This is a genomic window from Nannocystis bainbridge (genome assembly GCF_028368995.1).
GTDB lineage: Bacteria > Myxococcota_A > Polyangia > Nannocystales > Nannocystaceae > Nannocystis > Nannocystis bainbridge.
On record NZ_JAQNDL010000001.1, the window covers coordinates 2,140,500 to 2,161,154 of the forward strand.

Here is a 20,655-nt window from a genome sequence, read left to right on the forward strand (position 1 = left end):
TCTGCGGGCGAATGCGCGCGACTTCACGACCGCGTCACGGGTTTGCAACGACTTCGGCTTCCGCACTACGCTCGAACACGTATGAGCACGCTGCGCCCGCCTGGCCTCGGCCCGATCGTCGGCCACACGACCGACCGTTCCTGTCGCCTGTGGATGCAGGCCGCCACGCTCGACGACCCGCGCAAGATCGTCGCCGACGAAGATCGGCGCACCATCGGCGTGCTCGTCGTCCTGCAGAAGGACGATCACGTCATCCCCGCGCCCGTGCGGCCGGTGTTTTATTTTCGCCTCCAGCGCGAGTTCGATCGCACCGGCACCTTCGTGCTCGGCATCGAGGCCGGCCTCGGCGGCACCACCCCCGTCTTCGCGCTCGAGCCTGACACCACCTATCGCGTCCGGCTCGCCTCGCTCGCCCTCGACGACGCCGAGGACAACGAGCTGCGCGCCAGCGACGAAGAGCTCGCCGCCACCTTGCCGAACCCGCAGGTGTGGGCGGCCCAGGTCGAGCGCCTGCCGGACGTCGCCTGCGAGGCCGTGTTCCGCACCTGCAGCCCGCGCAGCGTCGCCGCCCCGGCCTTCTCCTTCATGCTCGGCTCGTGCCGGTATCCCGGCCTGATGTGGAAGGTCAAGGAGTCCGACCGGATCTTCGGCCCCATGTTCAGGGAGCTTGAGAAGGAGAAGCTCGGCGCGCGGCCCAGCCTCGTCGTCATGTGCGGCGACCAGATCTACGCCGACGCCTTCCACCGCGCCGTCCCGGTCGCGCTCGCCGACACCCACGCCGAGTTCACCGAGCGTTATCAGCAGGCGTTCGGCTCGTTCAACATGCGCCGGCTGCTGCGACATGTCCCGACGTACATGTGCCTCGACGACCACGAGATCGAGGACAACTGGTCGCAGGACCGCCTGGGCAAGCCCGGCAAGAAGATCCTTTTCAACCTCGCTATCGGCTCTTACATGAGCTATCAGTGGAGCCACTCGCCGCGCAATTACGGCAAGCGGCTCTACTACAGCTTCGTCAGCAGCGGCTACCCGTTCTTCTCGCTCGACTGCCGCACCCAGCGTTACATGGACGACGTCCCCGACACCGTCGAGGACAACCACATGCTCGGGCGGCCCTCGCTCGACCCTGACGAGCCGAGCCAGCTCGACGTCCTGTGCGAGTGGCTGCGCGACCAGCAGGCCGACCGCGGCAACGTCCCCAAGTTCATCGTCAGCGCCAGCGTGTTCGCGCCCAACCCGGTGTTTGCGATGAACGGCGCCAGCGTCCCCCACCTCGAGAAGAGCGACGCCTGGCCGGCCTTTCCCAACACCCGCAAGACCCTGCTGCAGAACATCGTCGACCACCGGATCCAGAACGTCGTGTTCCTGTCGGGCGACGTCCACAGCGCCTCGGTCGCCCAGCTCGATTTCCGCGGCGCCGGCAGCGAGGACCTGCGCGCCTACTCCCTGGTCTCCTCGGCCTTCTACTGGCCGTTCCCGTTCGCCGACGGCGACCCCGCCGAGTTCGTGCACGACTCCCGCGACCCGCGGACCCCCGACACGTTCGAGATCCGCCCCGGCGTGACGATGGACTACCGCGCCTGGAATTTCTGCAACGACGACAACTACGCCCGGGTCACCGCCGACCGGGCCAGCCACTCGCTGACGATGGAGCTGATCGGCCGCGACGGCGCCCCGATCGCCAGCAAGGGCCCCTACAAAAAAACGGTCGACCTCACCAGCCGGCTCGAGCTCGCGCCCTGGTGAGCGCCGAAGGACATGTCCCCGCGGACATGTCCCTCGTCCCATGCTCTCGAGGACATGCCGCCAGGGACATGTCCCCTCTTCAAAAATTCAGTGCGCGCCCTTCTTCGGCCGCAGCGGCTTGCCCTCGGACTGGAACTCGTTCCAGGTCGCCGGCTTGAACCCGTTGTCGACCGCCGCCATGGTGATGCAGTCGGGCACCGGGCACACGATCTGGCACAGGTTGCAGCCGACGCACTCCGACTCGTCGACCACCGGCACGCGGGTCCCCGCCGCTTTGGGCGCCGGGTGGATGCACTGGTGGGCGCCGTCGTGGCAGGCGACCACGCAGGCGTGGCAACCGATGCACTTGTCGGGGTCGATCTTGGCCACCGTCTCGTAGTTGAGGTCGAGCTCGCCCCACTCCGAGAACTGCGGCACCGCCTTGCCGCGCATCTCCTCGATCGTCGAGAACCCGTGCGAGCGCATGTACTCGGTCAGGCCCTCGATCATATCGCCGACCACGCGGTAGCCGCGGAGCATGACCTCGGTGCACACCTGGACCGACGAGCAGCCGAGCAGGATGAACTCGACCGCGTCGCGCCAGTTGGCGACCCCGCCGATGCCGCTGATCGGCAGGCCGAAGTCGGGGTCGCGGGCCAGGCTGCCGATCATGTGCATGGCGATCGGCTTGACCGCCGCGCCGCAGTAGCCGCCGTTGGTCGACAGGCCGGCGACGCGCGGCTCGGGCACGAAGCGGTCGATGTCGACGGCGATGAGGCTCTTGATCGTGTTGATGAGCGAGACCCCGTGGGCCCCGCCGCGCTTGGCCGCCAGGCCGTGCGGGTTGATGTGGTCGACGTTGGGCGTCAGCTTGACCAGCACGGGGATGGTCGAGAACTCTACGGCCCAGCTGGTGATCTTCTCGTTGAGCGCCGGCTCCTGGCCGACCGCCGAGCCCATGCCGCGCTCGCACATCCCGTGCGGGCAGCCGAAGTTGAGCTCGAGCCCGTCGGCCCCGGCGTCGATGGAGCGCTTGATCATGTCGCGCCACTCGTCGCGCGTCTCGACCATCAGCGACACGATCACGCCGTGCTTGGGGTAGCGCTTCTTGACCTCGGCGATCTCGCGGAAGTTGACCTCGAGCGGGCGGTCGGTGATGAGCTCGATGTTGTTGAAGCCGATCGCGCGGGTGCCCTTGAAGTGGAGCGCGCCGAACCGCGACGACACGTTCTGGATCGGCGTGCCGAGCGTCTTCCACACCGCCCCGCCCCAGCCGGCGTCGAACGCCCGCATGATCTGCCCGCCCGAGTTGGCGGGCGGCGCCGAGGCGAGCCAGAACGGGTTCGGCGTGACGATCCCGCCGGTGTTCGAGGTCAGATCGACAGATGTCCCGAAGGCCATGTTTGCTTGGATCCTTTACTTGCTCGCGCTCGCCGTGAGCGCCCGATCGATCGCCAGCGCCGCCCGCTTGCCCTCGGCGACCGCGTTGACGACCTCCTTGCCGCCGTTGGCGCAGTCGCCCCCCGCGTATACGCGCGGGTTGCCGGTCGCCCCGTCGGCGTCGACGATGAGCCGCCCGCCCTCGAGCTGCACGCCGCCCAGCCCCGCGACCAGCTCGCCCAGCCGGGCCTGGCCGATCGCCAGCAGCACCAGCTCGGCCGGCACCTCGAACTCCTCGCCCGCCAGCGGCCGCTTGTCGGCCCCGAGCTTGACGCAGCGCAGGCCAGCGACCCGACCGTCACGCTCGACGTAGGCTGTCGGCTGCGTGTGCCACAACGAGCGCACGCCCTCGATCTTGGCCGCCTTCCACTCGTGCTCGTAGCCGCTCATGGCCGCCTCGTCGCCGCGGTAGAGCATCGTCACCTCGGACACCCCGAGGCCGACCAGCTCGCGCACCGCGTCGACCGCCGTGTTGCCGCCGCCGACCACCACCGCCCGCTTCACCCCGCCGAGGTCGACGCGGCCGAGCTTGAACTTCTCGATGAACGCGACCGCGCCGTCGATGCCCGCCAGCTGTTTGCCGGGGATGTCGAGCACGCGGTCGGCGCCGAGGCCGACGCCGATAAACAGCGCGTCATGGCGGGCCAGCAGCGCGTCCCAGCCGACGTCGCGGCCGATGTGGACGCCGGACTCGACCGCGATCCCGCCGATGCCGAGCACGTAAGCGACCTCGGCCAGAGCGTCGTCGGCCCGGAGCTTGTAGGGCGCGACGCCGGTGGTGTTGAGCCCGCCGAGCCAGTGGCCGGCGTCGTAGATCGTGCAGGCGTGGCCGCGGCGGCGCAGCTCGTGCGCGGCCGCCAGCGAGGCCGGTCCACCGCCGACGAGCCCGACCGAGCGGCCGCTGGCGGGCCCGGCGGTGAAGTAGCGCCAGTCCTCGGCCAGCGCCGCGTCGGTGACGTAGCGCTGCAGGCGACCGATGGCGATCGGCGGCGCGTCCATCTCGTTGTACACGCAGCCGCCGACGCACAGCACCTCGACCGGGCACACGCGGGCGCAGCTCATGCCGAAGATGTTGGCGTCGAGGATGGTGCGCGCGGAGCCCTTGAGGTTGCCGGTGGAGATCTTGCGGATGAACTCGGGGATATCGATGGCAGTCGGGCACTTCTGCACGCACGGGGCGTCGGCGCAGTAGAGGCAACGGTTGGCCTCGGCGAGCGCCTGCGCCGGACCGAGCGCGGGCTTGTAGTCGCCGAAGCCAGCCTCGGAGCGGTCCTCTGGGAGGTTGAGCGGATCGACCATCGGCCCGCGATCATACACCCGCCCGCACGCCCGCGCGGCTTTTCTCGCGGCGGGCCCGGTCCGCGTCCAGCGAACGCCGCCGCCGCCGCGCGGGCCGAGCACCGGGCCCTGCGCAGGCGCCCGGGCGACCGGCGCCCGAAGGGCAGTTCGTGCGCGTCCTGGCAAGTCCTTTGCGGCCAGGCCGCCGCCCGGGGTATGCTCTCCACAAGCCCCAGGCCGCGCGGACGCCCATGAACGACACCGTCAAGATGTTCCTGATCTCGCTGATTACGGCCGTTCTGGTCCAGGTGCTGCTGGGGCCGCAGATCCAGCGGATGCAGCAGCAGCAGCACCAGTCGCCGGTGGCAGTGGCCCCGACGCCGGTGCAGCCGGCCCCGGCCCAGCTGGCGCCGCAAGTCGCGGCCCAGCCGACGGCGCCGGTCGAAACGGCGATCCCGGCGCCGGAGTTCGTCGGAACGACGATCAAGGACGCCCGCAAGATCGCGGTGTCGCAGAGCATCATCATCATCCAGGACGGCGACCGCGAGGCGCCGGACAAGTCGCCGGGCGAGATCCTCGAGCAGAACCCGTCCGCCGGGACCATGCTGACCAGCACCCGCGAGATCCGGGTCATCGTCGCCCGCGCCCGCGAGGCCAAGGTCCCGAACCTGGTCGGCAAGCCGATCGTCGAGGCCAAGTCCACGCTCGAAGGCCTCGGCGTCGAGTTCACCGAGGTGCCGAAGGACTCGAGCAAGACCCCGGGCACGGTGCTGGGCCAGAAGCCGGCCGCCGGGGTCAAGGTCCAGCCGGGCACCAGCGTCGAGCTGACGATCGCCGCGCTGCCGCTGATCGAGGTCCCCGCGGTCACCGGCAAGTACCTCAACAAGGCCAAGACGGTGCTCAAGGACTCGGGCCTCGACACCGGCGACGTGAAGCGCGTCGAGCACGAGGAGCACGGCGAGAACTACGTGCTCAAGCAGGACCCGCCGGCCGGCGCCAAGGTCCCGTTCGGCACGACGATCACCCTCACGGTGGTCGCGCCCAACTGAGTTTCTTCTAAAAGAGACGCCGACCTCCGACGAACCGCCGCCGCGCCTGCGCCGGCGGTTCGCTCGCGACCGGCGGCGGCTCTCCCTGCATCGGCGCGCCGGACCTACGCGCGCTCCGCCTCGCGCCGGCGCCGGACGAGGCGGGTGTGGCTGGCCCGCGTGCACCCGCCGCCTCACGGGCCATTCGCTGCAGTTCCCTCGCGTCGTCCCTCGCGCCGGTGCCGCCTGCGGCGAACGGTCGTCCGGCTCGCGCGGGCCGGCGTTTTGCGGTTTACTCCCTCGCGCATGGGCCGGATCGCCGCTCTCGTCCTCACCCTGGCCGCCGCCTGCGCCGGCGAGCCGGAGGTTCGTACCACTCGCTTCGCCGTCGGCGGCATGGTCTGCCACTCGTGCGAGGAGGGCATCTGCGCGGCCGTGCGCAAGCTCGACGGCGTCGAGGCCTGCACGGCCGACCACGCCGCCGGCGCCGCCGAGGTCCGCCACGATCCGGCCCGCGCCCCGGCCGCCGCGATCGCCGAGACGATCACCAAGCTCGGCTACACCGCGACGCCGGCCGCTCCGTGACCTGTCCTCCGGGGCATGTCCTCCGGGACATGCCCTTCGGGACCTGCCCTTTCGCACCTGTCCTTACACACCTGGCCTTCACGACATGTCCTTGCCCTCCGAACTGTGCTGCCCGACCTGCCGCGGACCGCTCGCCGTCGAGGGCGTCGGCGCTGCTTGCCGCGTGTGTGACCGGCGTTACTCCGGCGACCGCGGCTGGCTCGATTTCCTGCCCGACCTCGGCGCCGCGGGCGACGGCCTCGGCCCGCGGCTGATGCACAGCCGGGCGCTGGCCCGCGTGTACGAGCGGCTGTGGCGGCCGATGTTCTTCGGCGTGGCGAGCGGCGGCCTGCCTGACTACCGGGCCGAATTCGAGGCGGTGCTGGCGGCGCTGGCCTCGGCCGAGGGCGGCGCGGTCGTCGACCTCAGCTGCGGCCCCGGCTTCACCGGCCGCCGGCTGGCCGAGTCGGGCCGGTTCACGCGGGTGTTCGGGCTCGACTGGTCGCTGGCGATGCTGGCGCGCGCGGCCGCCGACAACCGCGGCCTGATGCGGCTCATCCGCAGCGACGTCGCCAACCTGCCCTTCAAGACAGCCAGCCTCGCCGGCGCGCACGCGGGCGCCGCCTTCCACATGTGGCCCGACCCGGCCAGCGCGGTCGCCGAGGTCGCGCGGGTGGTCCGGCCGGGCGGGGCCTTCGTCGCCAGCACCTTCGCCCACACCCGCGGCCTGCGGCGCCGCCTCGAGGTCGCCGCCTCGGCTCTCGGCCGCTTCCACGTGTTCGAGGTCGATCAATTGCGCGGCATGCTCGGCGCCCACGGCCTCGTCGATTTCGAGTGCGAGCGCCGCGGCTCGCTGATCCTCTTCTGGGCCCGCCGGGCCGGGGCCGCCGCCGCGTGAGCCCGCCGGCTTTCGGGGCCGCTCGCGGGATCTCCGAGCACCCGATCCGCGCCGCCGACGGCTGGCGCCTCTCGGTCCTCGATCTCGAGCCCGCCGGACCGGCGTGGGGCGTCGTCGTCGCCGGCCACGCCATGATGGTCGACCGCCGCACCCTCCTCCGGCGGGGCCGCCCATGCCTGGCCCGCAGCCTGTGCGACGCCGGTCTGCGGGTGCTCGTGCCCGATCTGCGGGGCCACGGCGCCAGCGGCCCCGAGCCTGCGCGCGGCGGCGACTGGTCCTACGATCAATTGGTGGAGGACACCGCGGCCTACCTCGATCTGGCCCGCCGGCTCGCGCCCGACCTCCCGCTGGCCACCCTCGGCCACTCGCTGTTCGGCCACACCACCCTCGCCTGGTGCACCACCGCCGCCGCGCGCGGGATCGCCCCGGCCGCCCACGTCGCCCTGTGCGCCGACTTCTGGCTGCCCGGCACCGAGGATCGCCGGCTCGTGTGGGCGCTCAAGCGGCTGATCGTGCGCGTGAGCGCCGGCCTGTCGGGCGTGCTCGGCTCGGTGCCGGCGCGGCGCTTCGGGGTCGGCAGCGCCGACGAGGCCCACACCTACTTCGACGATTTCCGCCGCTGCATCGCCGAAGGCGGCTGGCGGGCCCGCGGCGGCCACGACTACCGGGCCGGCCTCGCGGGCGTCGATCTGCCGGTCCTGCTGGTCGTCAGCGACGCCGATCGCCTGGCCTCGCCGCGCACCGCGACCCGGCTGTGGTCGCCGTTGCCGCGGCTCACGACCTGGCGGCTCACGGCCGCCGGGGCCCACGACCACGGCGGCCGCGCCTCGCCCGAGCTGGCCGGCCTCGGCGCGCCGGGTCACATGGCCACCGTCACCGATCCCGCCAGCGAGCCGCTGTGGCGGGCGATCGCAACCTGGCTCAAGGGTCAGCTGGTCGCCTGAGCCGGCGCGGCTGTGCTATCCCCGCCCGGTGCTCCCGCGCGACCGCGACGGACGGATCCTCCTGAAGGGCGTGCCCCGGCCGCAGCTGCTGGCGTGGGCCGGCGCGCGAGGCCTGCGCCCGGGCCAGGCCGACGCGCTGTGGGCCGCGCTCTACCGCAAGCTGCGGTCCGACTTCGCGGTCATGCCCGAGCTCGACCGGGCGGTGCGCGACGGCCTCGCCGCCGAGACGCGGCTCGACGTGCTCCGCCTCGAGGCCGTCAAGCAGGCCGCCGACGGCACCAGCAAGCTGGTCTTTCAGACAGACGACGGCGCGGCCATCGAGTCGGTGCTGATCCCGGGCCCCGAGCGGGCCACCCTGTGCGTGTCGAGCCAGATCGGCTGCGCGATGAACTGTCAGTTCTGCCTGACCGCGACCATGGGCCTCGCGCGCAACCTGTCCGCCGCCGAGATCGTCGACCAACTGGTGCTCGCCCGCCGCCACTTCCCCGACGTGTGGATCTCCAACGTCGTGTTCATGGGCATGGGCGAGCCGCTGCACAACCTCGACCAGGTGCTGCCGGCGATCGCGTGCATGGTCGACGACCAGGGGCTCGGCCTGTCGCAGCGGCGGGTCACCGTCTCGACCTCGGGGCTGGTGCCGCAGATCCGCCGGCTCGTCGCCGAGAGCCCGGCGCAGCTGGCCGTCAGCGTCAACGCCACCACCGACGAGATCCGCGACGCCATCATGCCGGTCAACCGCAAGTACCCGCTGGCGGACCTGTTCGCGGCCCTGCGCGAGCTGCCGCTGGCGCGGCGGGCCCGCGTCACCCTCGAGTACGTGCTGCTGGCCGGCGTCAACGACAGCCTGGAGGACGCCGAGCGGCTGGCCGAGTTGGTCCACGGCTTGCCGTGCAAGCTCAACCTGATCCCGTGGAATCCCCACCCCGGCAGCGAGTTTCGCCGGCCCGAGCCCGAGCGGGTGGCGGCCTTCAAGGCTCACCTGCAGGCGCGGCGGCTCAACACCTCGATCCGGACCACGCGGGGCGACGACACCATGGCTGCGTGTGGGCAGCTCGGCCGGGCCCCCGCGGAGGCCCCACGGCGGACCCGGCGCCCCCATGGGCTCCCCGTGATCGCATCCTGATCTCTGCCCGCGCTGCGGCGTCGCCGCAGCTCCGCGGGTGGGGTCTGGTACCTTCAGAACACCGTCCCGAGCGGTGAAATCAGCCGCGCGAACGGATTTTCCTGGCGCTCTCGCGGCTTGCGGCGGGCCACGTCGGTTCCCACGGCCGCAGCTTGTGGGGTACCATGGCTGCAGGCGCGTGAGCGCCGCGTCCTCTCTCGAGACACGCCCAGGATGTTCGACCCCTTCAAGAAGCTCAAGCTGGCGAGCGCCTTCCTCGGCGTCGCGGAAGACGCCGTACGGGTGGACGCCAACCTCGAGCTCGGCGACTTGTTCGGCCGCCTCGACATTCGCAGCCTCGGCCTCGACGTCGCCCGCCTCCTCGATCAGGACGGCGTCCGTCCGCTCTACGACAGTAAATACTTGCCGCAGCCGGAGCCGCTCGATCGCCTGCACGCCTATGGCGACGGCACGCTCGGCCGCGAGGTCGCCCGCTACCTGCGGGCGCAAAAGCAGCAGCGGCTCCTGGGCCCGCCGTCGAACTTCGATTACCGCGACCCCGCCGCCTACCTCGCGCTGCGCGTCCGCATGACGCACCCGATCATCCACGTGCTGACCGAGTACGACGCCACCCCGCTCGGCGAGCTCGCGGTCCAGTCGTATTACGTCGGTCAGCTCGGCAACCTGATGAGCGGCGTCATGATCAGCTCGGCGCTGCTGCAGATCACCCGCGACATGCCCGACAAGCTGGGCGACGCGCTGGCGATCCTCGCCGAGGCCTACCAGCGCGGCCAGACCGCCAAGCCGTTCCTCGGCATCGCCTGGGAGGAGCTGTGGTCGGCCCAGGTGCCGCAGCTGCGCGAGCTCGCCGACCTCGTGCCGCGCAGCTCCAACACCGCCATGCTCGACCTCGACGCTCTGGCCGAGCCCGAGCCGCCGCCGCCGCCGCGCGTCAACCTCAGCGGCTTCAGCGGCGGCGCAGCCGAGGTCACCCCGCTGCGCAACGCCGTCGCCGCGCCGGCCGAGAGCCGGGTCGAGCCGCGCGGTCGTCCGGTGTCACAATCGTCGCTGCTGGCCAGCTTCATGGCCCTGGCCGAGCAGGCGCAGGAGCAGGAGAAGCAGTCGCACGCCCAGCCGCCGCGCACGCCCGAACCCGAGCCGGACGAGGCCGAGGAGCCCGAGCTCGTCGACCCCTCGCCGCGCCACGTCGCCAAGCCGCCGCCCCCGCCGCTGCGCGTGCAGTCGCAGCCGCTGCCGCAGCCGCAGCCGCCCCGGCCGCCCTCGCGGCCCGTCACGCAGCCGGGCTTCTCGGTCGAGGAGTCCGACCCGAAGATCATGCCGGCCATGTCGCCGGACGATCCAGACTTCTTCTAGGACCCCATGCCAGCTCGACTTTCGCCCGAAGCCCGCGCCGCCGCCCTCGCTGCTCTGCCCGGGTGGCGCGAGGTCGAGGGGCGCGACGCCATCACCCGCAACCTCCGCTTCGCCGACTTCGGCGCGGCGTTCGGGTTCATGGCCCAGGTCGCCCTCGTGGCCGAGAAGATGGACCACCACCCCGAGTGGTTCAACGTCTACAACAAGGTCGACATCACCCTCAGCACGCACGACGCCCACGGCCTGACGCGCCTCGACGTCGAGCTCGCCCAGGCGATCGAGCGCATCGCCGGCGCGCTACCCCAGGCGTCGTCGAGCGGTTAGGCTGGCGCCGTCATGCGCCGCCTGCTCCTCGCCCTCGCGCCCGCCGTCGTGCTCGCCTGCAGCGGCGCGGGCGGCACCAGCACCCCGCCCGCCGCCAGGCCAGCGCCCTCGACCGAGCCGGCCGCCGCCGAGAGTGACAGCGCCAGCTTCGCCGCGCCCCCGGCCGCCGACGAGCCGCCGCGCAACGACCCGGCCCAGACCGACGTCTCGCCCGAGCTCACTGCGCGGATCAAAGAGAAGTTCGGCGAGCGCTGCCGCTACGAGCGGGCCTGCGGCGAGCTGCTCGGCGTCGACTGCGACTCCGCCGTCGACGGCCCCTACCACTACGTCCGCCGCGACTCGCTCGAGCTCGTCAGCCGCTGCGGCGGCGCATGCATGGGCGGCGCCTGCACCGACTGCCCGCCCAAGGCATGGACCTGCCCGACCTACTGACCCGGCGAGCCGCGCGGCCCCGCGTGGCTCGCCCATGGCGTGAACCCGCCCGACCTGCAGGCGGTCTCGCGGCCCCGCGAGCGGCGCGTCCATCTTCCCACCCGCCCCGCGATTCTCGCAACGGGCGCCCGCCGCGACGCGTGGTCATCTGCCCCTTCGGACCTGCCCCTTCCGACATGCCCATCGGGACATGCCCCTTCGGACCTGTCCCATCGGACCTTTTCTATCGGACATGTCCTCGCTGAACTGCCCTCACGGAGACCTCGCCCATGTTCGTCCTGCCCCTCGCCGAGCGCATGATCCGGCGGCGCCTCGTCTCCCTCGGGATCGCCAGCCGGTACCACGCCACGCCGCAGGGGCGGCTGCACTATTATGAGGCCCGCGGCGAGGCTGAAGCGCCGCCCGTCGTCATCCTCCACGGCTTCGGCGCCAGCGGCAGCAGCTACGGGCGGGTGCTCGCCCTGCTGCGGCGGCGGGTCGGCCAGATCTGGGTCCCCGAGGCGCCGGCGCACGGGTTCAGCACCAGCGCCAGCGGCCAGCTCACCGTCGACGACGCCTACGCCGCGATGGCGCATTTCCTCGACGCCCGGGTGCGCGAGCCGGCGATCCTGTTCGGCAACTCGCTCGGGGGCGCGTTCGCCATCCGTTACGCGCTCGAGCAGCCCGACAAGGTCCGCGGCCTGCTGCTGGCCTCGCCCGCCGGGGCTTTGCTCGACGCCCAGGACTTCGCCGCCCTGACCGGCAGCTTCCGCGTCCGCTCGCTCGGTCAGGCGCGCGATCTCCTCGACCGCCTCTATCACGAGCCGCCCTGGTACAACACGCTCCTGGCCCCAGACATCCTGCGCCGCTTCGCGCTCGGTCCGCTGCGCCACTGCCTCGAGTCGTTCCGGCCCGAGCACATGTTTACCGCCGAAGAGCTCGCCGCCCTGCGGCCGCCGACCCTGCTCCTCTGGGGTCGGTCGGAGCGGCTGCTCCCGAGCGCCTCGCTGGAGTTCTTTCGCCGGGCCGTGCCGGCCCACGTGCGCATCGAGGAGCCGGACGAGTTCGGCCATTGCCCCTATCTCGATCGGCCGCGCGCCGTGGCCGACCGGATCGCCGCCTTCGTCGACGAGCTGAGGTGAACAGCCCGCGACCTGCGCCTGCGGGGTGAGCCGCCGGTGCGGACCTGTCCGAGACTTCCGGTTTCGCCGCGCCGCAGGCGCCCTCCGGTTCTCCCGCAAGCGGTGCTAAGGTGGCGTCGTGGCCCATCCCGGCGTGGTCTTCCTCGACGATGACGAGGATTTGCGCGAGCTGTTCGTGGACGTCGTCGCCCTGTTCGCCGAGCGCGACTGCTTGACCGTCGGCAGCGTCGACGAGCTGGTCGAGCAGCGCAAGCGCGTGCTCGCGGCGGAGCTCATCATCCTCGACATCAACCTCGGGCCCGGCCTGCCGAGCGGGCTCGACGCCTACAAGTGGCTGCGCGAGCAGAACTACGGCGGCCGGGTCGTGTTCCTCACCGGTCATGCCGCCTCGCACCCGCTGGTCGCCGAGGCGCGGCGGCTCGCCGGCGTGCGGGTCTACGAGAAGCCGCTGCCGGTGCCGACCATCGCGCGGCTGCTCGAGCGGGAGCCGGATTGACGACCCGCGGCTTCGCGGCGCTGCACGCCCGTCACGTCTGGCGCGGCACGTTCATCGCCGCGGCGCTCAACGCCTGCCTCTACCCGCTCGACCTCCTGCGCGGGCGCGACATCGGCCCGGCCCCGTGGTGGCCCGTCCTGGGCTCGAGCGTGATCGGCCTGGCGATCGCCGTCTTCATCCTCGTCGTCCATCGCCGGCGGCCGCAGAGCGTGCGCTTCGGCTCGGCCCTCTTCATCGTCAACCAGGCCGCCATCCTGCTCGCCGCCCAGCTCATGGGCCCGCATCAGCTGCAGGACCCGAACCTCATCCCGTTCCAGGTCCACAAGCTCGGCACCTTGACCGTCGCCATCCTCGCCCCCGAGCGCTGGGCCGGCCTGCTCTGCATCGCCGCGTTCGCGCTGATCCCGTTCTTCCAGTTCTTCCGCCTGGACCCGGGGCAGCAGGCCCGCATCGACACCAGCGAGCCGCTGGTCCTGCTCGTCTACGGCGCGGTCGCGGCCGTGCTGCTGCTGTACCGCCTGCGCGGCCTCGCCACGGAGCGCGCGCTCGTCCAGGTCCAGACCGAAGCCGCCGACGCCCGCCGCACCGCCCGCCTGCTGCTCGCGGTGCGCGACCTCTCGAACACGCCGCTGCAGGTCATCGCGCTCGCCAGCGCCGCCGCGCGCCGCCGCAGCCCTGGGCTCGGCGAGCCGCTCGACCGCCTCGACCGCGCGCTCGAGCGGCTGCGCGCCCTGCATCAGCCGCTCAAGATGTACGAGGCCGATCTCGAGTGGCGCCCCGGCGACGAGTCGATCGACGCCGAGGCGGTCCTGGCAGCCGCCGAGTTCGAGGCCCGCGCCCGCCGCTCGAGCAGCTCGCTCTGAGCCGCACGACCCGAGCAGCGCGAGGCGTCACGTCGCTCGCGGCGGCGCCGTCGCGCGAACATCTCGCGCCGACATGTCCCGTGGGCCATGTCACGAGGATCGCCAGTCGGCGCTCCCGGGATGTCCGCCAGGACATCTCTCGTCATTCACACGCCAGCGAGACGGACACACCAACCTGTCCGGAAGAACAGATTGACCGCACACCCCGCCAACGCCGAGCGCCGGCCTTTCGCGCCGGCGCCGGTCACATGTCCCTCGGGACAGCTTGCTACAGCTTGAACTCGATCGTCCGCACACCCCGCAAACGCCGAGCGCCGGCCTTTCGGGCCGGCGCCGGTCAGCTGTCCCACGGGACAGCTTACTGCAGCTTGAACTCGATGCGGCGGTTCTGCGACTTGCCCTTGGCCGTCTTGTTGTCGGCGATCGGCTCGTCGGGGCCGGCGCCGCGGGTGGTGATCCGGCCGGCGTCGAGGCCCTTGTCGACCATGTACTGCTTGACCGCGTCAGCGCGCCGCTTCGAAAGGTCGACGTTGTGGTCGCGGTCGCCGGTGCTGTCGGTGTGGCCGCTGACCTCGACCTTGACGTCGGGGAAGTCCTTCAGGACCTTGACCGCGTTGTCGAGGGTCGGCCGCGACGTCTTCTTGATCGTGTCCTTGTCGACGTCGAAGAAGATGCCCTTGATCACCCCGGTGAACTTGGTGACCTGCTTCGGGATCTCGTCGGCGCAGCCGTCGGAGTCCTGGTAGTTGTTCTTCGTCTCCGGGACGTCCGGGCACTTGTCCTCGGCGTCGGGGATGCCGTCCTTGTCGCGGTCGGGCGGCGGGCAGCCGTCGGGCGCCACGCCCGGGACCTGCGGGCACTGGTCCTTGCTGTCGACGAAGCCGTCGCCGTCGCTGTCCTTCTCCGGGCAGCCGTCGGGCGCCACGCCCGGCTCCTGCGGGCACGCGTCCTGGCTGTCGAGGAAGCCGTCGCCGTCGCTGTCCGGCTCGGGAGTGGCCAGCGGGCAGCCGTCGGGCGCCACGCCCGGGGTCGTCGGACACTTGTCGACCTTGTCCTTGTAGCCGTCGCCGTCGCTGTCCGGCTCGGGCGCCGGCGCCGGCTTCTTCTTGTTGAGGACGAGCGACAGGCCGAGCAGCACCTCGAGGTGGTTGGTGCGGCCGCCGTCGGTCCGGTACTGCGCGGTCGCGTTGTCGCGGACGTCGACGCGCAGCAGCAGGCGCTCGTTGACGTAGAACTTCACGCCGCCGCCGAAATGGAGCGTCGGGTCGATGTCCTTACCCAGTCCGCTGGTGCCCATCAGGCCGTACCCGATGAGGGCGAACGGAGCCACCCGATACGGCAACTGCAAGATACCGTAACCGCGGAACATCCCGATCACCGCGCTCTGATTCGAGGTCGCGGTCTTGGTCGGCGCCACTCCGCCCTCGATCTCGAGGCCGAGGAACGGCAGCGGGTAGTAACCGAACCGCAGGCCGATGTCGGGCGCGACCGTCTTGTACGGCTGCCAGGTCACGCTGGGGTCGCTGGGGTTGTAGAGCTCGTGCTCCTTCGACGGCAGCAGGATGCCGCCGTAGATGCCGAGCTCGAGCTGATGGCGGGTCGGGCGGTGGCGCTTGATCCACGGCGTGCCGTCGCGGTCGGCCGCGCGCTCCTTCTTCTTCGCCTGCTTCGACGCCTTGGCGTCGGTCGACGCGCCGGCCGGCGAGACGGTCACCGAACCGCCCGCTGCCGCGCCGGCGGGCTCGGCCGCGCGCGCGGTCGAGGAGATGGAGAGGGCCACGGCTGCCACGACAGAGGACGAGAATTTGGACATGGTCGAACCCACGCTGAGACGACGACCGTCACGCGAGCGACGGCGACCGGTTTGTACATAAGATCGCGGGCGCTGCCTAGACGAATTGCTCGCGATGCGACGACGGCGATCCCACGGATCCGCCACCAACCTCCCCAAACGCGACCTGTACGTTACGCCAGGTTGGCCGCTTTGGGGCTCGTAAACGGGCGTTTTGGCGGGAATTATTGCGAGCACCTGGGCGCCCGATCCGCGCCCGCCCGCGCCCGCCCGCCCGCCATCTGTATTTTGGGACATGTCGCCAGGGACCCGGGGAGGTCGTCGTCGCCCCCGGGTTTGCCTGTGCGCGAGCGACGTCGTCGCCACGCTTGACGCCTCGGTACGGCCGCGCTCACCATCCCCGCATGTTTCGAATTGATGTGCGAACCAGCTTGGTAGGCGGCCTCGGCCTGCTCGCGCTCGAGGGCTGCGGCAACGTGTGCGGCGACGACGGCCTCGTGTGGAATCAGGCCGACAACCCCGCGTGTCAGCAGGTCACCGCGAGCGTGGGCGACACCGAGACGACCGAGTCGACGACGAACGATCCGACCGACACCGCGCCGACGACGACGACGACCGACACGCCGACGTCGACCATGGGCTCGGGCGAGATGTGGTGCAAGGACGCCGACGGCGACGGCTTCGGCGACCCGACGATGTGTCAGCCGGACATGTTCCCCGGCTCGGTGCCGAACGCCGACGACTGCGCCGACGACAACGCCGACGCGTTCCCCGGCTCGGCGGAGCTCGACTCGATGACCGCGTGCATGGAGGACGCCGACGGCGATGGTTGGGGTGACAGCGATCCGCCCGAGGGCGTCGAGCCTGGCACCGACTGCGCCGACGACAACGCCAACGCGTACCCGGGCGCGGCCGAGATCGAGTCGATGACGGCCTGTATGGAGGACGCCGACGAGGACGGCTGGGGCGACGACATGCCGCCCGAGGGCGTCACGCCCGGCACCGACTGCAACGACGACAACAGCACGATCTTCCCCGGCGCGGCCAAGGACCTGCCGCCCGACCAGTGCACGCAGGACTCCGACGGCGACGGCTCGGGCGACAGCATGCCCGACGACCCCGACGTCCCGCCGGGCAACGACTGCGCCGACGACGACCCGTTCACCTTCCCCGGCGCCGCGCCCAACGACAGCGCCGAGGCGTGCATGACCGACGCCGACGGCGACGACTGGGGCGACGACATGCCGACGGTGCCCGAGGCGGTGCCCGGCACCGACTGCGCCGACGACAACCCGCACGCCTTCCCCGGCTCGGCCGAGAACGACTCCGCCAACGCCTGCATGGAGGACGAGGACGGCGACGGCTGGGGCGACGACATGCCGCCCGAGGGCGTCACGCCCGGCACCGACTGCAATGACACCGACGCGGCCACCGGCCCCGGCGTGGCCGAGAACGAGGTCGACCCGAACGTGTGCCAGACCGACGGCGACGGCGACGGCTGGGCCGATCCGGACCCGGACGACGACGACGCCGTGCCCGGCACCGACTGCGACGACAACGATCCGTTCACCTTCCCCGGCGCCGCGCCCAACGACGACCCGACGGCGTGCATGACCGACGCCGACGAGGACGACTGGGGCGACATGATGCCGGGCTCCGGCGTCACGCCCGGCACCGACTGCACCGACCGCGACCCGCTCGTGCACGAGAACTGCGCCCGCTGCGAGCCGAACCAGGTCAAGTGCGTCGACAAGGACCTCCACACCTGCAACGGCGAGGGCTCCGCCGAGAGCGTCGTCACCTGCGACAACGGCTGCGACGACGCCGGCCTCAAGTGCTGGGACCCGCTCTCGGTCGAGGCTGGCGACAGCATCTGCGTCGACCTCGGCATGCCGGCCCAGCTGAGCGCCGTGGCCATGGGCGGCGACGGCGACTACGACTACAGCTGGTCGCCGGCCGCCACCCTGAACGATCCGGCGATCGCCAACCCGGCGGCGACTCCGCTCGGTCCGACCACCTACACCATCGACGTCAACGACGGCGAGGGCAACACCGCGTCGGACAGCGTCACCGTCTACCTCAAGAACCAGACGCTGCAGCTCGACCCCGACATCTGCGACACCTACGACTTCCCGGGCGCCGGCGAGGACGCCGATCCCGCGACCAACTGGTCGTGGAACGACAACACGCAGACGCTGTGCCAGACGGTCAACGGCAAGAGCGCGGCGCTGTTCTGCGGCTGGGACCTCGACAACGCCACCATCACCGGCACCTTCCAGGTCACCGACGACGTCAACGACGACGACTGGATCGGCTTCATGTGGGGCCTCCAGAACACCGACCACTACTACCTGTTCTCGTGGAAGCGCATCGGTCAGAACTTCGCCAACTGCGGCGGTCAGCTGCCCGCGGGCATGCAGGTCAAGGTCATCGACGTCGCCGACCCGATGGTCGCCCCGCAGACCTGCGCCGACCGGCTCCAGCCGGCCGACACCGTCAACTCGAAGCTGCTCGTGCCCGTCGGCGAGTTCACCACCACCGGCTGGGCCGAGGCCACCGAGTACACCTTCGAGCTGACCCACAAGGCCGGCGGCGAGATGACCATCATCGTCCGCCTCAAGGCCAACAACAACGTCGTCGCCATGAAGACCTTCATGGACACGACCTACGCCAGCGGCAAGTTCGGCATGTACACCAAGTCGCAGGTCAACGCCTGCTTCTCCAACTTCGTCGCCAGCTGCGTGCCCTGAGAGACATGTCCTTCGGGACATGACCCGAGAGGCCGCCGCGTCCCCGACGCGGCGGCCTCGCTGCGTGGGTCAGCCCACCGTCAGCGGCAGCGCCCGGCCGTCGGCTTCGACGCGCAAGGCCCAGCGGCGCCCCTCGTCGGCGAGCATCACGATCGCGTGCTGCCCGCGATCGAACACCTCGGCCATCGGGTACTCGCCCGCCCCCGTCACGCGGAACACCTCCGGCGCGTGCTCGGCGTCGGTGAGCGTACCGAGCCGCCCGACCAGCGCCTCCTCCTCGGTCCACAGGCCGAGCACGCGCTCGCCCAGCAGGTGCAGCGCGCCGCCGAGGAAGCGCTCCTCGTCGCCGCGCAGGTGCTCGGTGGCGAACGCCTCGGGCCCGGGGACCGTCAGCAGGGTCCACGCCGAACCGCGGTCGTCGCACCAGAACACCCGGCCGACGCCGTCGATGTCGTTGACCTGCAGCGCCAGGCTCTCGAGCGGCAGCTGCTCGAGCGGCGTCCATCGGCCCGCGCGCACGAACGCCGTCACGAGCAGCGGCGGATCTGCGCCCATCGACACCCCGATCGCCAAAAAGCCGTCGTCCGAGCCGCCGCGCAGGTGCGCCCAGCACGGGTAATAGTGCTCCTGACCGAACTCGAGCCGACCCAGATCGATGCGCGGCCCCAGCCCGGTCGCCTCCACCCGTCGCAGCAGCAGCTCGCGCCCGTGGCCCTCCCGGCGCGAGCTGAACAGCCACTCGCCGTGGACCCCCTGGAACTCCTCGCCCGGCAACCAGTCGGCCAGCGGCGCGCGCGTCACGGCGCCGTCGGGCCGGCCGATCGCCACCAGCGGGCGGTGGTCGGCCTCGACGCCGAGGAACGAGCCATCGGCCAGCACGCATTCGACCGCCGTGCGCCCGAGCACCGCCGCGATCGGCGGCTGGCCCTCGAGCGGGAGCAACAGCGTCTCCCCGTGAGTCCTACGCTGGCGCAGCCACCAGCCGGAGGCGCTCGGGATCAGCGCGAACTCGTCGGCCGCGAACTCGTCGGGGTCGCCGAGGCGAAGCTCCCGCACGACCCGCCGCCGCACCGGCGCTGTCGGCTCGTCGGCGAACACCAGCAGCGTCGGCGGGGCGAAGAAGAACAGCGCCACCTCGGCCGCGGACCGGCCGACGAGCGGCGGCCTGTCGGCCTCGATCAAGACCGCGAGCGGCACCGCCTCGCCGCCCGCGTGGAGCATCGGCATCTGGCTCATGCCGCCGGCATATCGCGCCGCCACCCGCCTGTCGAGCGTGCACCGCGGCCGACTTCGAACATGTCCTTCAGAACATGTCTCGGACACCATGTGACAGTCGAACCGCAACGACGAGAGGCGCGCAGGCCAGAGCCTGCGCGCCTCTCAGGATGCGCCTCTCGACGTGAACCTCCCTTCGCTCGGACGCGGGACGGAAGTGGTGCGACTAGGCCGACTTGACCGCGATCTGGCGCGGCTTGACGCGGGAGGCCTTGGGCAGGGTGAGCTCGAGCACCCCCGGCGTGCAGCTTGGCGTCGATCTTGGACGCGTCGACGGTCTCGGGGATCGAGAATCGGCGCACGTAGTCGGCGGCGGTGAACTCGGCGCTCTCGCCGTTGCCGTTGCCGTTGCCGTTGCCGTTGTCGGCCCGCGTGGCGCGGATCGTCAGCTCACCCTCTTCGAAGCGGATCTGCACGTCGTCGTTCTTCACGCCCGGCAGGTCGGCGAGCACCAGGTACTGCTCCTGGTTCTCGTAGATGTCGACCGGGGGGGCCACGACGGGCCGGCCGCGGGTGGTCTCGGCGCCGGGCGTGGACGGCTTCGACTGGGTCACTTGCGTGGTGGTCTCTTGGGACATGGCTGAAAGTTCCTCTCGAGTGAATTCGTGGGGGTCGCGCGCGCTCAGGCCGCCTTGACGGTGATCTGCTTCGGCTGCGCCTCGGGGTGCTTGGGCATGGTCACGACCAGGAGCCCGTTCTTGAGCTCGGCGCTGACCTTGTCCACGTCGATGCGGGCCGGCAGCGCGAAGCTGCGGGAGAAGCGGAGGTCGCCGCGCTCGCGCCGGTGCACCGCGTAGCCCTTGGGGGCGGTCGCCTTGCGCTCGCCGGTGACGGTCAGGCTCTCCTGCGTGGCCGACAGTTGCAGCTCGGCGTCGGTGAGCCCGGGCACCTCGGCGACCAGGACGAACGCGTCCTTGGTGTCGCGCAGGCCGGCGCGCGGGAAGGCCAGCGGCTGGCCGCGGCCCTCGGTGTCGGCGTACTCGCGCAGCGCCTGGTCCATGCGCCGGCGGAGGCTGTCAAAGGTGCGCATTGGGTCGTTGAAGTCCATCCAGTAGCTCAGCATGGTCGTGTCTCCTGTGTCGCTCGTCGTCGGTTTTGGTGGTGCGTTCGAGGCTCCGCCGCGACCATCGGCCGGGCGGGCGCGTGACGGCCCGCCGATCGGTGGTAGCGTGGGTCTGCGCGCCGGAGCCCTCTGCGGGCTCCCCGGCGGCCTCGGCGGGTCGTCCCGCACCGGCGCTGACAAACTATT

General features: G+C 71.4%; 19 protein-coding genes. 13 read left to right on the forward strand and 6 right to left on the reverse strand.

Annotated features, from left to right (window positions below; genetic code table 11):
* The first annotated feature begins 81 nt into the window (after nt 1-81).
* Nucleotides 82-1,746 carry an alkaline phosphatase D family protein gene (locus tag POL25_RS08365; RefSeq protein ID WP_272085389.1) on the forward strand — a complete coding sequence of 555 codons (1,665 nt, stop codon included), beginning with the start codon at nt 82-84 and terminating at the stop codon, nt 1,744-1,746.
* 87 nt (nt 1,747-1,833) lie between these two features.
* Here POL25_RS08365 and preA read toward each other — a convergent pair whose 3' ends face one another.
* Nucleotides 1,834-3,126, reverse strand: coding sequence for an NAD-dependent dihydropyrimidine dehydrogenase subunit PreA (gene preA / locus POL25_RS08370; RefSeq protein WP_272085390.1), 1,293 nt, complete (start codon nt 3,124-3,126; stop codon nt 1,834-1,836).
* A gap of 15 nt (nt 3,127-3,141) precedes the next feature.
* A complete protein-coding gene (locus tag POL25_RS08375) occupies nt 3,142-4,464 on the reverse strand; it encodes an NAD(P)-dependent oxidoreductase (protein WP_272085391.1) in 1,323 nt (440 codons plus the stop codon).
* A 230-nt stretch (nt 4,465-4,694) separates the two neighbouring features.
* Here POL25_RS08375 and POL25_RS08380 point away from each other — a divergent pair, with 230 nt between their 5' ends.
* The 11 genes from POL25_RS08380 to POL25_RS08430 all read left to right on the forward strand — a co-directional run bounded on the left by POL25_RS08380 (nt 4,695) and on the right by POL25_RS08430 (nt 13,589).
* Nucleotides 4,695-5,492 carry a PASTA domain-containing protein gene (locus tag POL25_RS08380; protein ID WP_272085392.1) on the forward strand — a complete coding sequence of 266 codons (798 nt, stop codon included), beginning with the start codon at nt 4,695-4,697 and terminating at the stop codon, nt 5,490-5,492.
* A gap of 285 nt (nt 5,493-5,777) precedes the next feature.
* On the forward strand, nt 5,778-6,056 hold the full coding sequence (locus POL25_RS08385; RefSeq protein WP_272085393.1) for a cation transporter: 279 nt from the start codon (nt 5,778-5,780) through the stop codon (nt 6,054-6,056).
* An 85-nt stretch (nt 6,057-6,141) separates the two neighbouring features.
* Complete coding sequence (locus tag POL25_RS08390) at nt 6,142-6,933, forward strand: class I SAM-dependent methyltransferase (protein ID WP_272085394.1); 792 nt, start codon at nt 6,142-6,144, stop codon at nt 6,931-6,933.
* The gene (locus tag POL25_RS08395; RefSeq protein ID WP_272085395.1) at nt 6,930-7,877 is read left to right on the forward strand and encodes an alpha/beta fold hydrolase; all 948 of its coding nucleotides are present in this window, start codon (nt 6,930-6,932) and stop codon (nt 7,875-7,877) included. The genes POL25_RS08390 and POL25_RS08395 overlap by 4 nt, the downstream gene beginning before the upstream one ends.
* 28 nt (nt 7,878-7,905) lie before the next feature.
* Complete coding sequence (rlmN, locus tag POL25_RS08400) at nt 7,906-9,000, forward strand: dual-specificity RNA methyltransferase RlmN (RefSeq protein ID WP_272085396.1); 1,095 nt, start codon at nt 7,906-7,908, stop codon at nt 8,998-9,000.
* A gap of 213 nt (nt 9,001-9,213) precedes the next feature.
* Entirely contained in the window at nt 9,214-10,353 is a 1,140-nt protein-coding gene (locus tag POL25_RS08405) for a Coq4 family protein (RefSeq protein ID WP_272085397.1), read from the forward strand.
* A gap of 6 nt (nt 10,354-10,359) precedes the next feature.
* Entirely contained in the window at nt 10,360-10,677 is a 318-nt protein-coding gene (locus POL25_RS08410) for a 4a-hydroxytetrahydrobiopterin dehydratase (RefSeq protein ID WP_272085398.1), read from the forward strand.
* A gap of 12 nt (nt 10,678-10,689) precedes the next feature.
* A complete protein-coding gene (locus POL25_RS08415; protein ID WP_272085399.1) occupies nt 10,690-11,109 on the forward strand; it encodes a hypothetical protein in 420 nt (139 codons plus the stop codon).
* A 269-nt stretch (nt 11,110-11,378) separates the two neighbouring features.
* Nucleotides 11,379-12,230, forward strand: coding sequence for an alpha/beta fold hydrolase (locus POL25_RS08420; protein WP_272085400.1), 852 nt, complete (start codon nt 11,379-11,381; stop codon nt 12,228-12,230).
* A gap of 118 nt (nt 12,231-12,348) precedes the next feature.
* Nucleotides 12,349-12,726, forward strand: coding sequence for a response regulator (locus tag POL25_RS08425; RefSeq protein ID WP_272085401.1), 378 nt, complete (start codon nt 12,349-12,351; stop codon nt 12,724-12,726).
* Nucleotides 12,723-13,589 carry a hypothetical protein gene (locus POL25_RS08430; protein ID WP_272085402.1) on the forward strand — a complete coding sequence of 289 codons (867 nt, stop codon included), beginning with the start codon at nt 12,723-12,725 and terminating at the stop codon, nt 13,587-13,589. Before POL25_RS08425 ends, POL25_RS08430 begins: the two co-directional genes overlap by 4 nt.
* A gap of 358 nt (nt 13,590-13,947) precedes the next feature.
* Here the strand turns inward: POL25_RS08430 and POL25_RS08435 are convergent, their stop codons facing one another.
* A complete protein-coding gene (locus POL25_RS08435) occupies nt 13,948-15,369 on the reverse strand; it encodes an OmpA family protein (protein ID WP_272085403.1) in 1,422 nt (473 codons plus the stop codon).
* A gap of 416 nt (nt 15,370-15,785) precedes the next feature.
* On the opposite strand from POL25_RS08435, the gene POL25_RS08440 reads away from it, so the two are divergent.
* Entirely contained in the window at nt 15,786-18,131 is a 2,346-nt protein-coding gene (locus tag POL25_RS08440) for a hypothetical protein (protein WP_272085404.1), read from the forward strand.
* A gap of 69 nt (nt 18,132-18,200) precedes the next feature.
* Here the strand turns inward: POL25_RS08440 and POL25_RS08445 are convergent, their stop codons facing one another.
* The 3 genes from POL25_RS08445 to POL25_RS08455 are packed head-to-tail and all read right to left on the reverse strand — an operon-like array spanning nt 18,201 to nt 20,469.
* Entirely contained in the window at nt 18,201-19,367 is a 1,167-nt protein-coding gene (locus tag POL25_RS08445; RefSeq protein WP_272085405.1) for a hypothetical protein, read from the reverse strand.
* Nucleotides 19,364-19,984, reverse strand: coding sequence for an Hsp20/alpha crystallin family protein (locus POL25_RS08450; RefSeq protein WP_272085406.1), 621 nt, complete (start codon nt 19,982-19,984; stop codon nt 19,364-19,366). Before POL25_RS08450 ends, POL25_RS08445 begins: the two co-directional genes overlap by 4 nt.
* Nucleotides 19,985-20,028: 44 nt before the next feature.
* Nucleotides 20,029-20,469, reverse strand: a complete 441-nt coding sequence (locus tag POL25_RS08455; protein WP_272085407.1) for an Hsp20/alpha crystallin family protein — start codon at nt 20,467-20,469, stop codon at nt 20,029-20,031.
* Nucleotides 20,470-20,655: the final 186 nt, after the last annotated feature.

Excerpts from the sequence above, each read along its gene's own strand:
- POL25_RS08365 (WP_272085389.1), top strand. The coding sequence starts at position 82 with ATGAGCACGCTGCGCCCGCCTGGCCTCGGCCCGATCGTCGGCCACACG.
- preA (WP_272085390.1), bottom strand. The coding sequence starts at position 3,126 with ATGGCCTTCGGGACATCTGTCGATCTGACCTCGAACACCGGCGGGATC.
- POL25_RS08375 (WP_272085391.1), bottom strand. The coding sequence starts at position 4,464 with ATGGTCGATCCGCTCAACCTCCCAGAGGACCGCTCCGAGGCTGGCTTC.
- POL25_RS08380 (WP_272085392.1), top strand. The coding sequence starts at position 4,695 with ATGAACGACACCGTCAAGATGTTCCTGATCTCGCTGATTACGGCCGTT.
- POL25_RS08385 (WP_272085393.1), top strand. The coding sequence starts at position 5,778 with ATGGGCCGGATCGCCGCTCTCGTCCTCACCCTGGCCGCCGCCTGCGCC.
- POL25_RS08390 (WP_272085394.1), top strand. The coding sequence starts at position 6,142 with ATGTCCTTGCCCTCCGAACTGTGCTGCCCGACCTGCCGCGGACCGCTC.
- POL25_RS08405 (WP_272085397.1), top strand. The coding sequence starts at position 9,214 with ATGTTCGACCCCTTCAAGAAGCTCAAGCTGGCGAGCGCCTTCCTCGGC.
- POL25_RS08410 (WP_272085398.1), top strand. The coding sequence starts at position 10,360 with ATGCCAGCTCGACTTTCGCCCGAAGCCCGCGCCGCCGCCCTCGCTGCT.
- POL25_RS08415 (WP_272085399.1), top strand. The coding sequence starts at position 10,690 with ATGCGCCGCCTGCTCCTCGCCCTCGCGCCCGCCGTCGTGCTCGCCTGC.
- POL25_RS08420 (WP_272085400.1), top strand. The coding sequence starts at position 11,379 with ATGTTCGTCCTGCCCCTCGCCGAGCGCATGATCCGGCGGCGCCTCGTC.
- POL25_RS08440 (WP_272085404.1), top strand. The coding sequence starts at position 15,786 with ATGTTTCGAATTGATGTGCGAACCAGCTTGGTAGGCGGCCTCGGCCTG.
- POL25_RS08445 (WP_272085405.1), bottom strand. The coding sequence starts at position 19,367 with ATGAGCCAGATGCCGATGCTCCACGCGGGCGGCGAGGCGGTGCCGCTC.
- POL25_RS08450 (WP_272085406.1), bottom strand. The coding sequence starts at position 19,984 with ATGTCCCAAGAGACCACCACGCAAGTGACCCAGTCGAAGCCGTCCACG.
- POL25_RS08455 (WP_272085407.1), bottom strand. The coding sequence starts at position 20,469 with ATGCTGAGCTACTGGATGGACTTCAACGACCCAATGCGCACCTTTGAC.